This window comes from Sphingobium yanoikuyae, assembly GCF_034424525.1.
In the GTDB taxonomy this organism is placed as follows: domain Bacteria; phylum Pseudomonadota; class Alphaproteobacteria; order Sphingomonadales; family Sphingomonadaceae; genus Sphingobium; species Sphingobium yanoikuyae.
The window spans coordinates 643,316-656,828 of sequence record NZ_CP139979.1 but is presented as its reverse complement, the minus strand read 5'-3'; the positions used below and the strand labels follow the sequence as shown (position 1 = coordinate 656,828).

The 13,513-nt window shown below is 64.2% G+C and carries 12 protein-coding genes; 3 read left to right on the top strand and 9 right to left on the bottom strand.

Features of this window, described 5'->3' with window-relative positions; genetic code table 11:
• Positions 1 to 106: 106 nt before the first annotated feature.
• From U0025_RS03030 to U0025_RS03020, 3 genes are all read left to right on the top strand, one after another.
• The gene (locus tag U0025_RS03030) at positions 107 to 775 is read left to right on the top strand and encodes an HAD family hydrolase (protein ID WP_004211162.1); all 669 of its coding nucleotides are present in this window, start codon (positions 107 to 109) and stop codon (positions 773 to 775) included.
• Positions 772 to 1,533: an enoyl-CoA hydratase-related protein gene (locus U0025_RS03025; protein WP_004211161.1), complete on the top strand. Its 762-nt coding sequence runs from the start codon at positions 772 to 774 to the stop codon at positions 1,531 to 1,533. Before U0025_RS03030 ends, U0025_RS03025 begins: the two co-directional genes overlap by 4 nt.
• A 143-nt stretch (positions 1,534 to 1,676) precedes the next feature.
• Positions 1,677 to 2,828, top strand: coding sequence for a GGDEF domain-containing protein (locus U0025_RS03020; protein ID WP_004211160.1), 1,152 nt, complete (start codon positions 1,677 to 1,679; stop codon positions 2,826 to 2,828).
• On the opposite strand, the gene U0025_RS03015 is transcribed toward U0025_RS03020, so the two are convergent.
• From U0025_RS03015 to U0025_RS02975, 9 genes are all read right to left on the bottom strand, one after another.
• On the bottom strand, positions 2,804 to 3,079 hold the full coding sequence (locus U0025_RS03015) for a hypothetical protein (RefSeq protein ID WP_004211159.1): 276 nt from the start codon (positions 3,077 to 3,079) through the stop codon (positions 2,804 to 2,806). The two genes, U0025_RS03020 and U0025_RS03015, sit on opposite strands and share 25 nt — an antisense overlap.
• A 94-nt stretch (positions 3,080 to 3,173) precedes the next feature.
• Positions 3,174 to 4,574, bottom strand: coding sequence for a dihydrolipoyl dehydrogenase (gene lpdA / locus U0025_RS03010; RefSeq protein WP_004211158.1), 1,401 nt, complete (start codon positions 4,572 to 4,574; stop codon positions 3,174 to 3,176).
• 107 nt (positions 4,575 to 4,681) lie between these two features.
• Complete coding sequence (gene odhB / locus U0025_RS03005; RefSeq protein ID WP_004211157.1) at positions 4,682 to 5,929, bottom strand: 2-oxoglutarate dehydrogenase complex dihydrolipoyllysine-residue succinyltransferase; 1,248 nt, start codon at positions 5,927 to 5,929, stop codon at positions 4,682 to 4,684.
• 8 nt (positions 5,930 to 5,937) lie between these two features.
• Complete coding sequence (locus U0025_RS03000; RefSeq protein ID WP_004211156.1) at positions 5,938 to 8,733, bottom strand: 2-oxoglutarate dehydrogenase E1 component; 2,796 nt, start codon at positions 8,731 to 8,733, stop codon at positions 5,938 to 5,940.
• A gap of 98 nt (positions 8,734 to 8,831) precedes the next feature.
• A complete protein-coding gene (sucD, locus tag U0025_RS02995; protein ID WP_004211155.1) occupies positions 8,832 to 9,716 on the bottom strand; it encodes a succinate--CoA ligase subunit alpha in 885 nt (294 codons plus the stop codon).
• A 99-nt stretch (positions 9,717 to 9,815) separates the two neighbouring features.
• Positions 9,816 to 10,778 (bottom strand): malate dehydrogenase, encoded by a 963-nt coding sequence (gene mdh, locus U0025_RS02990; RefSeq protein WP_004211154.1) that lies wholly within the window; start codon positions 10,776 to 10,778, stop codon positions 9,816 to 9,818.
• A 316-nt stretch (positions 10,779 to 11,094) separates the two neighbouring features.
• Complete coding sequence (gene zapE / locus U0025_RS02985) at positions 11,095 to 12,207, bottom strand: cell division protein ZapE (protein ID WP_004211152.1); 1,113 nt, start codon at positions 12,205 to 12,207, stop codon at positions 11,095 to 11,097.
• Positions 12,204 to 12,665, bottom strand: coding sequence for a PaaI family thioesterase (locus U0025_RS02980; protein ID WP_010337482.1), 462 nt, complete (start codon positions 12,663 to 12,665; stop codon positions 12,204 to 12,206). Before U0025_RS02980 ends, zapE begins: the two co-directional genes overlap by 4 nt.
• A 1-nt stretch (position 12,666) precedes the next feature.
• Positions 12,667 to 13,455 carry a succinate dehydrogenase iron-sulfur subunit gene (locus tag U0025_RS02975; protein ID WP_004211148.1) on the bottom strand — a complete coding sequence of 263 codons (789 nt, stop codon included), beginning with the start codon at positions 13,453 to 13,455 and terminating at the stop codon, positions 12,667 to 12,669.
• Positions 13,456 to 13,513: the final 58 nt, after the last annotated feature.

The window sequence follows — 13,513 nt, the reverse complement described above, 5'->3', positions numbered from 1 at the left end:
TGCGGTCACGGCGAGCGCGTCCTTTTCGTTCAAGTGGTCTGGAATATCACGGCTCTCTGCCATGTTTGCCTTGCCATTGCCACCGCCGACGCGGCATGGCGATGCCATGGCACGCTTATCCTTCGACATTGTCGGCTTCGACCTCGACGGCACCCTGCTCGACACCAGCGGCGATCTCGCTGCGGCGGTCAATTACGCGATCGGCACGATCGGCCGAGCCCCCTTCCCGGTCGATTCCATCCGGCCCTTCGTCGGCAAGGGCGCCAAGGTGATGCTGCAGCGCGCGCTCGACGCGTCGGGCGGCTATGACGAAGCGATCCTCGACCAGACACTGCCGATCCTGCTCGATTATTATGAACAGAATCTGGCGCTCCACTCCCTGCCCTATCCCGGCATGATGGCGATGCTGGATGCGCTGGCGGAGCGCGGCGTGAAGCTGGCAATCTGCACCAACAAGGCAGAACGCTTCACGATCCCCTTGCTGCACCAACTGGGCCTGTTCGACCGCTTCGCCTCGGTCGTCGCCGGTGACACGGTCGGCATTGCCAAGCCCGATCCGGCGCCGATCCATGCGATGATCGAGCGGGCCGGTGGCGGCCGCGCCATCTTCTTGGGCGACACGATCAACGACATTGCCGGCGCCCGCAATGCCGGCATTCCCAGCATCGCGGTCAGCTTCGGCTTCCTCGACGGCCCGGTCGAAAATCTGGAGGCCGATGCGGTGATCCACCATTTCGACGAGTTGGTGCCGATGCTGGAAGCCTGGCCGGCATGAGCTTGCGCCTGGAGCGGGACGGCACGGTCGCCCGGCTGCTGATCGACCGGGCCGATCGCCGCAATGCCATGACCCAGGCGATGTGGGAGTCTCTGCCGCATCTGGTCGCCGATGCCATGGCCGACGCGGATATCCGCGTGCTGATCCTCGCCTCGGCCACGCCCGGCCTGTTCTGCGCCGGCGCCGACATCAACGAATTTGCCGCCTGTTCGGGCAACGCTGACTGGCGCGCCGCCAACCAGGCCGCGATCCGCGCCAGCCAATATGCGCTGGCCCATGCCGAAAAGCCGATGATCGCGGCGATCGACGGCGATTGTGTCGGCGGCGGATGCGGGCTGGCGATCGCCTGCGACCTGCGCATCGCGGCGCCCACCGCGCGGCTGGGCATCACCCCGGCCAAGCTCGGCATCGTCTATTCGCTGTTCGACACCCGCCTGCTGGTCGATCTGGTCGGGCCGGCACGGGCCAAGCGCATCCTGTTCACCGGCGCGCTGCACGATGCCGATGCGGCGCTTGCCATCGGCCTGGTCGACGAGATCGCGGCCGATCCGCGGGCCGCTGCTGACGCACTGGCCCGCGAGATTGCCGCCAATGCCCAGCATAGCGTGCGCGCGTCCAAGGCGATGGTCCGCCGCATCCTCGACGGTCAGGCGGACGATGACATGGTGACGCTGGAAATGTTCCGCGATGCCTTCACCTATCCCGACTTTGCCGAAGGCGTCGCGGCGTTCCGCGAGAAGCGCAAGCCGCATTTCTGATCCAGGTTAGACAGTTTCCCCGCTCGGCCCGTCGCAACCGTTACGCTCTCTTAACCATCGACATTTACCGGATAATGCAGGATGGCGCTCCTGCATGACGTGACGTCATGCCGTCATGCTGCACAAAGGATCGGTCGCGCTTCGTGGGTGAGAATTTCGCCTTCTTCCTGCCCATCATGATGGCCAGCTTCGGCGTCGCCTTCCTCATCGTCTGGGGCTGGGGCGCGCGCGAAGCGGGCTGGTGGAGCGGTGCCTTCTTCAGCGTCGCCACGGGCTTTTCCGTGCCGGTCGCGTTCGACTTCCTGCCCACGGACCTGTGGGGCATCGTCGCCGACACCGCCTTTGCCACCGGATTCCTGCTGTTCAGCCAGGCGCTGCTGACGCGCTGGCGCCCCAATTGGGTGCTGGGGCTGCGCATCGCCATCTGGGCGATATCGATCCTGATCTGCAGCTTTGCAGTGATGCGGGACATCGTCCCGCTGGAACTGGTGTCGTCCGATTTCGGTTGCTTCCTGCTGATATCCATTCCGCTGATTGCGGGCCGCGGCCAGTTGCGCGGCTGGCCCGATCGCGCCCTCTATGCCGCCGTCACCCTGGTCGCGCTCGACAATCTGCTGCGCGGCAGCAGCGTGTCCTTCACCCTGCCCGGCGGCGTCGCGTTCCGCGACAGCCAATATGCCTTCCTGATGCAGGCGCTGGCCTGCATGTTCGGCCTGTTCCTGGCCCTATCGGCGCTCGCGGCAGCCATGCAGGACGTGCTCACCCGTTACCGCCATGATGCCCATGTCGATCCGCTGTCGGGCCTGCTCAATCGCCGCGGGTTCGAGGAGGCGGTGGCCCGCCATGATGCCAGCGGCAGCCTGATCGCCTGCGACATCGATCATTTCAAGCGGGTCAACGACGCCCATGGCCATGGGCTGGGCGACCGGGTGATCGTCGCGCTGGCCGATGCGCTGCGGGCGCTGGCCCCGGCCGATGCCGTCATCGCCCGCTTCGGCGGCGAGGAGTTCATCCTCTTCCTGCCCGGCGCAGACCCCGCCATGGCGACCGGCATTGCCGACGCGATCCGGCTGCGCTTTGCCGAACAGGCGGCAAGCCGGCTTGGCCTGCCCGGCCCGCTCACCGCCAGCTTCGGCCTCACCAGCCTGCATCGCGCCGACCGCTCGATCCATGACGCGATCGCCCGCGCCGACAGCGCGCTCTATGAAGCGAAGGAAAAGGGCCGCAATCGCGTCGCCATTCGGCCCGCGCTGGCGCCCGCCGGCGATGCTCAGTCGAGCCGCGCCATCGCCTGAAGAAAGGCGTCGCGCGCGGCCTGGCGCTTGAGCCGCCGGCGTCGCAGCAGGATCGCGACCGCGCCGAAGGGCAGACACACCGCCAGCCCCAGGGCCGTCTGCGGCAATATCTGCAACGTCATTTCGGGATGGCGGACGATCGCGATGATGTCGGCCAGCGCGGTCAGCACCGAAAAGATGATCCACAGCGCAAAGAACAACCGCTCGGGATTGGCCGACGGCACCGACTGGCTGGAGGGGAATTGGTTCATGCCCGTCCGATAGAGCAGCGCGCGTCCTTCCCCAAAAGAAAAAGGCCCCCGCTTGGCGGAGGCCCCTTCCCTTATCCTGCGATCGCGCAGTCGATCACATGTGGATCGGCTTACCGGTCACGGCCATCGCCGCTTCCTTGATCGCTTCGCTGTGCGTCGGGTGCGCATGGCAAGTGTAAGCGATGTCTTCGCTCGATGCGCCGAATTCCATGGCCTGCGCGGCCTGTGCGATCATCGTGCCGGCGACGGTGGCGATGATCCACACGCCCAGCACCTTATCGGTTTCGGCGTCGGCGATGATCTTCACGAAGCCGTCGGGCTCGTGATTGGTCTTGGCACGGCTGTTCGCCATCATCGGGAACTTGCCGACCTTGACGGCGCCACGTTCCTTGGCGGCTTCCTCGGTCAGGCCCACGCCCGCGATTTCCGGCTTGGTGTAGACCACCGAGGGGATCACGTCATGATTCACGATGCCGGTCAGGCCCGCGATATTCTCGGCGACGGCAATGCCTTCGTCCTCGGCCTTGTGCGCCAGCATCGGGCCGGGGATGACGTCACCAATCGCCCAGACGCCCGGAACCTTGGTGCCGAACTCATGGTCGGTCTCGATCTGACCGCGCGCGTTCAGCTCCAGGCCGATCTTGTCGAGGCCCAGGCCTTCGGTGTTGGGACGACGACCGATCGATACCAGAACGACATCGGCTTCGATCTTCTCGGCGTCGCCACCGGCGGCGGGTTCGACGGTCAGGGTCACGCCCGACTTGCCGACTTCGGCGCCGGTCACCTTGGTGCCGAGCTTATATTCGAAGCCCTGCTTCTTGAAGATCTTGTTGGCTTCCTTGCGAACTTCGCCATCCATGCCGGGCAGGATCTGGTCGAGATATTCGACGACAGTGACCTTGGCGCCCAGGCGCTTCCACACCGAACCCAGTTCCAGACCGATGACGCCACCGCCGACGACGACCAGATGGCCCGGAACCTTGTCCAGTTCCAGCGCGCCGGTCGAATCGACGATCTTGCCGCCCGCATTGTCCACGGCCACGCCCGGCAGCGGGGCGACCGACGAACCGGTGGCGATGACGATGTTCTTCGCCGTCACCTTCTCGCCGTTCACTTCGACGGTGTTGGCGCCGGTGAAGCTGGCCAGGCCCTTGAGCCAGGTCACCTTGTTCTTCTTGAACAGATATTCGATGCCGCCGGTCAGGCCCTTGATGGCATCGACGCGCTGGCCCTGCATGGTGGGCAGGTCCAGGCTCATCTTGTCGATCTTGACGCCCAGCTTGGCGAGCGCGCCATTGGCGGCCTCGTCATAAAGTTCCGAGGCGTGCAGCAGCGCCTTCGACGGGATGCAGCCGACGTTGAGGCAGGTGCCGCCCAGCGTCTCGCGGCTTTCGGCACAGGCGGTCTTCAGGCCCAGCTGCGCAGCACGGATCGCGGCGACATAGCCACCCGGGCCAGCACCGATAACCAGGACGTCATAATCGAAATCGGACATGGGGTTTTCCCTTCTCCAGTCATGCCAGCCAAACTGGCATCGCTCTGCCCCAAATCAAGGGCAAGAGGCGCCCCGGCCGAAGCCGGGGCAACAATAAATGGTGATTATTACAGGTCGATCAGCAGACGGGTCGGATCCTCGATCGCGTTCTTGACCGCGACAAGGAAGGTCACCGCTTCACGACCGTCGATCAGGCGATGGTCATAGCTGAGCGCCAGATACATCATCGGGCGGATCACGATCTGGCCGTTACGGACGACCGGGCGGTCCTCGATGCGGTGCAGGCCCAGAACCGCCGACTGGGGCGGGTTGATGATCGGGCTGGACAGCAGCGAACCGAACACGCCGCCGTTGGAGATGGTGAAGGTGCCGCCCTTCATATCTTCCATCGTCAGCTTGCCTTCCTTGGCCTTCTTGCCGAAGCCGCCGATGGTCTTTTCAATGGCAGCGACGCTCAGGCTTTCCGCATTGCGGATGACCGGAACGACCAGGCCGGTCGGGGCCGAAACGGCGACCGAGATGTCGGCGAAGTCGTTATAGACGATCTCGTCGCCTTCGATCTGCGCGTTGACGCCCGGAATGTCCTTCAGCGCCATGCAGACGGCCTTGGTGAAGAAGCCCATGAAGCCCAGACGGACGCCATGCTTCTTCTCGAACAGATCCTTGTACTTGGCGCGCGCCTCGATGACGTTGGTCATGTCGACGTCGTTGTACGTGGTCAGCAGGGCAGCGTTGTTCTGCGCTTCCTTCAGACGCTTGGCGACGGTCTGGCGCAGGCGGGTCATCTTGACGCGTTCCTGCTTGCGGCTGGGGCCAGCGGCCGGCGCATCGGCGGCAGGCGCCGAAGCAGGGGTCGCAGCAGCAGCCTTGGCAGTGCCGGCAGCGACGGCGGCCATGACGTCGTCCTTGGTCAGACGGCCGTCCTTGCCGGTGCCCTTGATCTTGCTCGGGTCAAGACCATGCTCCAGCACCAGGCGGCGGACCGCCGGCGACAGGGTCAGGCTGCCGCCCTCTTCGTCGTCCGATGCAGCCGGGGCCGAAGCGGCCGGCGCGGGTGCAGCGGCTTCCGCCTTGGCGGCGGGAGCAGCGGCAGCAGCCGGCGCGGCGGCAGCGGCACCGCCTTCGTTCACATAGGCCAGCAGCGCGCCGACCTCGACCGTGTCGCCTTCCTTGGCGACCAGATCCCCCATGACACCGGCGACCGGCGAGGGCACGTCGACCGCGACCTTGTCGGTTTCCAGGCTGACGATCGGCTCGTCGGCCTTGACCGCTTCACCCGGCTTCTTGAGCCACTGACCGACGGTTGCTTCGGTAACGGATTCGCCCAGCGTGGGGACTTTGACTTCGGTTGCCATGTGCTTTCTCAGCCTTTCTTCTGGCGACGGATTTCTTCACGAACGCTGTGACCCAGCGCATCGGCGACGAGGGCGCCCTGTTCGGACACATGGCGCGAGGCCAGGCCCGTGGCAGGCGATGCCGAAGCCTTGCGGCCGGCATAGCGGGCGCGCTTGGGCGCCTTGCCGGCCTTGGCCAGCGCTTCCTCGATATAGGGTTCGACGAAGGACCAGGCGCCGTTGTTGCGCGGTTCTTCCTGACACCAGACGACATCTTCCAGATTGGTCATGCGCTCGATGCGCGTGGCCAGTGCGTCGGTCGCGAACGGATAAATCTGTTCGATACGGACGATCTGGGTGTTGGCGTCGCCGGCGGCGTCGCGGGCTTCCATCAGGTCGTAGAAGACCTTGCCCGAGCAGAGCACCAGGCGCTTGGTATCCTTGTCGGCCGACCCATTGGGGTCCGACAGGATGCGCTTGAAGTGCGTTTCGCCCAGGAAGTCCTCGGCCTTGCTGACGGCGGCCTTGTGACGCAGCAGCGACTTGGGCGCCATGATGATGAGCGGCTTGCGGAAGGGCCGCAGCATCTGGCGACGCAGCGCGTGGAAGTAATTGGCCGGGGTCGTGATGTTCGCGACCTGGATATTGCCTTCGGCGCACAGCTGCAGATAGCGTTCCAGACGCGCCGAGCTATGCTCGGGCCCCTGGCCTTCATAGCCGTGCGGCAGCAGGCAGACGAGGCCGTTGGACCGCAGCCACTTGGTTTCCGACGACGCGATATACTGGTCGAAGATGATCTGCGCACCGTTGGCGAAATCGCCGAACTGCGCTTCCCAGATCACCAGGCTCTTCGGGTCCGCCAAAGCGAAACCATATTCAAAGCCCAGCACGCCATATTCGGACAAAGGCGAGTCCAGCACTTCGAAACGGCCATGCGGCACGGTCGAGAGCGGGATATACTTGGCCTCGGTGTCCTGGTCGGTCCAGACCGCGTGACGCTGGCTGAAGGTGCCGCGACCCGAGTCCTGACCCGACAGGCGAACGCCATAGCCTTCCGACAGCAGCGAACCGAAGGCCAGGGCCTCGCCGGTCGCCCAGTCGAAATTGGCACCCGACTTGAACATCTCGGCCTTGGCATCCAGCACGCGCTTCAGCGTCTTGTGGACATTATGGCCTTCGGGAACCGTGGTCAGCGTGCGGCCCAGGCTGTCGAACAGCTTCTGGTTGATAGCCGATTCCACGCTCTGGCGCGCGGTTTCGGCATCGGCCGGCTTGTGCAGGCCCGACCAGCGACCGGCGAACCAGTCGGCCTTGTTGGCCTTGTAGCTCTTGGCGGCTTCGAACTCGTCTTCCAGATGGGCGACGAACTCGTCGGTCGAACCGGAGACGAACGCGTCGTCCACCACGCCTTCCGCCTTCAGGCGCGCGGCATAAATGTCGCTGACCGGCGGATGCTGACGGATTTCCTTGTACATCAGCGGCTGGGTGAAGCCCGGCTCGTCGCCTTCGTTATGACCGAAGCGGCGATAGCACCACATGTCGACGACGACGTCGCGATGGAACTTCTGGCGATATTCCATGGCGAGCTTGGTCGCGAAGGTCACGGCTTCGGGATCGTCGCCATTGACGTGCAGGATCGGCGCCTGGACACCCTTCGCCACGTCCGACGGATAGGGCGAGCCGCGCGAGAATTGCGGGCTGGTGGTGAAGCCGATCTGGTTGTTGATGATGAAGTGGACGCAGCCGCCGGTGTTGTAGCCGCTGACGCCCGAGAAGCCGAGGCATTCCCAGACGATACCCTGCCCCGCGAACGCCGCGTCGCCGTGGATCAGCACGGGCAGAACCTGCTCATGCTTGGTGAGGTCATCGCGGAAGGTCTGCTGCGCGCGGACCTTGCCCAGCACCACCGGATCGACGGTTTCAAGGTGCGACGGGTTGGGGACCAGCGACATGTGGACCTTGACGCCGTCGAACTCACGGTCGGTCGAGGTGCCAAGGTGATATTTCACGTCGCCCGAACCACCCACGTCTTCGGGGTTGGCAGTGCCGCCCGAGAATTCGTGGAAAATGACGCGGAAGCCCTTGGCCATGACGTTGGCGAGGACGTTCAGGCGGCCGCGATGGGCCATGCCGAACACGATCTCGCGCACACCCGATGCGCCACCATATTTGATGACCGCTTCGAGCGCGGGGATCATGGACTCGCCACCGTCGAGGCCGAAGCGCTTGGTGCCGACATATTTGCGGCCCAGGAACTTCTCATACTGCTCGCCCTGGATGACCTTGGCCAGGATCGCCTTCTTGCCCTCGGGCGTGAAGTGGATTTCCTTGTCCTTGCCTTCCAGGCGTTCCTGCAGGAAGCGGCGCTCTTCGACGTCCGCGATATGCATATATTCAAGGCCGACATTGCCGCAGTAATTCTGGCGCAGGATCGTCACGATCTCCGCGACGGTCGCGTACTGCAGGCCCAGCGTGCCGCCCAGGAAGACCTTCTTCGACGCATCGGTCAGGCCATGATATTCCGGGGTCAGGTCCGCCGGCAGGTCACGCTTGGCCAGGCCCAGCGGATCGAGATTGGCGGCCAGATGACCGCGCACGCGATATGTGCGGATCAGCATCTGCGCGCGGATTGCGTCCTCGGCAGCCGATGCGATATCGGCCTCGGAAACAGCGGCACCCTGCGCCTTTGCAGCAGCCTTCACGGCCACCTGCATCTGCGTCGGGTCCATCGCCCCGGTCAGGTCGTCGGTGTCCGCCAACGGCCAGTTGGGGCGTGCCCAGCTCGGCCCCTGTTCGATCTCGAAATCCTGGTTCTCGTAACCCATCGTCTTGTGTCCCATGCATGCCGCGTGCAGTCGCGGAGCGGGAAAGTGCGGCCGGGGTGCAGCCCGGCCGCGTTTCCATATCATATTTTAAAGGCGGATCAGCCCTTCAGCACTTCCAGCAGGGTCTCGCCCAGCAGGCTCGGGCTGGCAGCGACCTTGATGCCGGCCGCTTCCATCGCCGCGATCTTGCTTTCCGCGTCGCCCTTGCCGCCCGACACGATCGCGCCAGCGTGGCCCATGCGACGGCCCGGAGGCGCCGTGCGACCTGCGATGAAGCCGGCCATCGGCTTCTTGCGGCCCTTCTTGGCTTCGTCGATCAGGAACTGGGCAGCCTGTTCTTCCGCGTCGCCGCCGATTTCACCGATCATGATGATCGATTCGGTGGCGTCGTCGGCCAGGAACAGTTCCAGCACGTCGATGAAGTTGGTGCCGTTGACCGGGTCACCGCCGATGCCGACGGCCGTGGTCTGGCCCAAGCCCGCATTGGTGGTCTGGAACACGGCTTCATAGGTCAGCGTGCCCGAACGCGACACGACGCCGACCGAACCCTTCGAGAAGATGTTGCCGGGCATGATGCCGATCTTGCATTCGCCCGGCGTCAGCAGGCCGGGGCAGTTCGGGCCGATCAGGCGCGACTTCGAACCCGACAGGGCGCGCTTCACCTTGACCATGTCCAGAACCGGGATGCCTTCGGTGATCGCGACGATCAGCGGGATTTCGGCATCGATCGCTTCCAGGATCGAGTCGGCCGCGAACGGCGGCGGAACATAGATGACCGAGGCGTCGGCGCCGGTCTTCGACTTGGCTTCGGCAACGGTGTCGAACATCGGCAGGCCGATATGGGTCGTGCCGCCCTTGCCGGGGGTCACGCCGCCAACCATCTGCGTGCCATAGGCAAGAGCGGTTTCGGTGTGGAAGGTGCCGGTGGCACCGGTCATACCCTGGGTGATGACCTTGGTGTTCTTGTTCACCAGAATGGACATATGTGTCCCTTTATTCTCTGTGGACGTGGCACTTGGGTCTAAAGCGACCCGTCCCAGGCTGCGCACTTACCTGGAACGGGACGGTGCAAGCTGGTTGGCTCAGGCGAGCGAGGGATCGATACCCTTGCAGGCTTCCAGCAGTTCCTTGACGGCGTCGACCGACACCTGGAGGTTGGCCTTGGCTTCGTCGTTCAGCTCGATCTCGATGACCTGCTCGACGCCATCCTTGCCGATGATGACCGGCACGCCGACATAGAGATTGTCGACGCCATACTGGCCGGTCAGGTTCGCGGCGCAGGGCAGCAGGCGCTTCTTGTCGCCCAGATAGGCTTCAGCCATGGCGATCGCGCTGGTGGCGGGCGCATAGAAGGCCGAACCGGTCTTGAGCAGCGCGACGATCTCGCCGCCGCCCGAACGGGTGCGCTTGACGATGGCGTCGATGCGCTCCTGGGTCGAACGGCCCTGCTTGATCAGGTCGGGAACCGGGATGCCGGCGACGGTCGAATATTCGATCACCGGAACCATGGTGTCGCCGTGGCCGCCGAGCACGAAGCTGGTGACGTCCTTGGCCGAGACGTTGAATTCTTCCGCCAGGAAGTGGTTGAAGCGCGAGCTGTCCAGAACGCCGGCCATGCCGACGACCTTGTTCGAGGGCAGGCCCGAAAATTCGCGCAGCGCCCAGACCATCGCGTCGAGCGGGTTGGTGATGCAGATGACGAAGGCGTCGGGGGCGTTGGCGGCGATGCCCTCGCCCACGGCCTTCATGACCTTGAGGTTGATACCCAGCAGGTCGTCGCGGCTCATGCCCGGCTTGCGGGCGACACCGGCGGTGACGATGATGACGTCCGCGCCCGCGATATCGGCATAGTCGTTGGAACCGGTGATCTTCGCATCGAAACCTTCGACCGAGGCGCACTGCGACAGGTCGAGAGCCTTGCCCTGGGGAACGCCTTCGACGACGTCGAACAGGACGATGTCACCGAGTCCCTTGAGAGCCGCGAGATGCGCGAGCGTGCCGCCGATATTGCCAGCGCCAATGAGCGCGATCTTCTTACGGGCCATATGCAATCATCCTCCAAGATGTGAACTCTGGAATTGTCAGTGCGCCTACGCCCATATTGTGGGGGTTTCAACCAAACAAAGCCCCCTATGGCAAATTATCTTTGCAATTCATTCGCAGTTGCATTAGAGGCTTTTTCACACCCTGTCGCTCCTGGTCTCCTACCCTGGACCTAGAGCCTTCCCTGCAGCGGTAGCCTGCCGGATGCTTCCCAAGTGGAAGCATCCGGTCTGTTTTTCCGTAAGAAAGTTGCGCCCTGATGAACGTCGACGCAAGCGGCGATAGGGCGAAATGCGCGCACGACGGGGTGCGCCGCGCTTATTTGGGGCCGTGGCCCAGCGCGAGATAATCGTCGGACTGCATTTCCATCAGCCGCGACACGGTCCGCTCGAATTCGAACGCCCCATCCCCTTCGGGATAGAGTCGCATCGGCTCGGCATCGGCCGAGGCGAGCAATTTGACCTTATATTCGTAGAGCGAGTCGATCAGCGTGACGAAGCGCGCCGCCTCGTTGCGCTTCTCCGGCCCCAGCACCGGGATGCCGACGATGATGACCGTATGATATTTGCGCGCGATCGCCAGATAGTCGGGCGCGCCGCGCGCCTCGACGCACAGCCGCTTGAACGAGAAGACGGCAACGCCCTTCAGGCTCTTGGGCACATGCATGGTGCGCCCGCCCTGAACGACGATCTCCTCCGAGGGCACCTTGGCCCGATCCTCGACCGAAAAGTCGGTCAGGCGGAAAAAGGCCTCCGACAGCGCCCTGGTCGCCTCCGGCCCATTGGGCACATGCCACAGCTTCGAGTCGCCCAGACGGTCGCGGCGATAATCGACCGGACCGTTCAGCGTCATCACGTCCAGCTTGGCCTTGATGAGGTCGATGAAGGGCAGGAACAGCTGGCGATTGAGGCCATTCTTGTAGAGTTCGTCGGGCTCGCGGTTGGAGGTGGTGACGATCGTCACCCGCTTTTCCAGCAGCCCCGTGAACAGCCGCGACATGATCGCCGCATCGGCCATATTGTTGACGACCATCTCGTCGAAGCAGAGCAGCCGCGCCTCTTCGGCCAGCGACTCGACCACCGGCGGGATCGGATCGCCCGACTCGGACTTGCGCGCCTCGGCCAGGCGGGCATGTACGTCGAGCATGAATTCATGGAAATGGGCGCGCTTCTTGCGCTGCACATGGACCGTGTCGAAGAACAGGTCCATCAGCATCGACTTGCCGCGCCCGACCCCGCCCCACATGTAGAGGCCCCGCGGCGGCTCGGGCTGCTTGCGCAGCAGCTTCCACAGCGTCGAGCCACGCGCCGGCGTCGCTTCCAGATCATGCTGAAGCTGGTCGAGTCGCACGGCGGCGGCACGCTGGTCCGGGTCGGGCCGCAATTCGCCAGCCGCGACCAGCGCATCATAACGGGCGATGACGCTGGTCACTGCGCCTTGGGCGCCTTGCGCAGCGTGGCGGTGGACGCCGCGACCGGCTCGCCCTCCTGGGTGATCAGCATGCGCAGGAACATGAGGCGCCCGGTCTCGCGCAGCAATTCCACCTCGGCCAGCAGGTCGGGACCGACCTTGCCCGCGCCCAGATATTGCATCGACAGGTCGATGGTCACGCCATTGACCTGACCCTGATGCCCCATCGCCCAGAGTGCGCCGAAATAGGCATGGTCGGCAAAGGCAGCGAGGAAGCCGCCATGCAGCGTATCGAGCCGGTTGCGGTGGCTGGTGCGGGTTTCCAGCGCGACATGCGCCTTCTTCTCGCCCAGCCCGCGCATGTAGCCGCGGCCGATGGCCTGCAGGAAGGTGTCAGGATGCGGATCGTGCCAGGCGGTCCAGCCCGACCATTTCCCTTCGTTCAGCGGTCGCCCGCCTGCAACACCGTCGCTGGTCAACTTACAGCTGCCGTTCGACCATCATCTTCTTGGTCTCCGCGATCGCCTTGGCCGGGCTCAGGCCCTTGGGGCAGACGTTCGCGCAGTTCATGATGGTGTGGCAGCGATAGAGGCGGAAGGGATCTTCCAGCTCGTCGAGGCGCTCGCCGGTGAACTCGTCGCGGCTGTCGGCCAGCCAGCGATAGGCCTGCAGCAGGATCGCCGGGCCCAGGAACTTGTCGCTGTTCCACCAGTAGCTGGGGCAGCTGGTCGAGCAACAGGCGCACAGGATGCACTCATAGAGGCCATCCAGCTTCTCGCGATCGGCGGGCGACTGCAGCCGCTCCTTGCCGCTCGGCGCGGGGCTGACGGTTTGCAGCCAGGGCTTGATGCTGTTGTACTGGGCGTAGAAGTGGGTGAAGTCCGGCACCAGATCCTTGATGACGTCCATGTGCGGCAGCGGGGTGATCTGCACCTGCTTGCCGGCGCACTCGTCGATCGCGGTGGTGCAGGCCAGGCCGTTCTTGCCGTTCATGTTCATCGAACAGGAACCGCAAATGCCTTCGCGGCACGAACGGCGGAAGGTCAGGGTCGAGTCATACTCGTTCTTGATCTTCAGCAGCGCGTCGAGAACCATCGGGCCGCAATTGTCGAGATCGATCTCGAACGTGTCGTAGCGCGGATTCTCGCCCGAGTCCGGATCGTAGCGATAGACCTTGAAGCTGCGGACATTGGTCGCGCCCTCGGGCGCCTTGTGGGTCACGCCCTTGCCGCTGATCTTGCTGTTCTTGGGCAAAGCAAATTCGGCCATCGCTCGTCGAGCCTCTTCGTCGATGTCTGTCTGATGGGGGTCCGCATAACGAAAAATC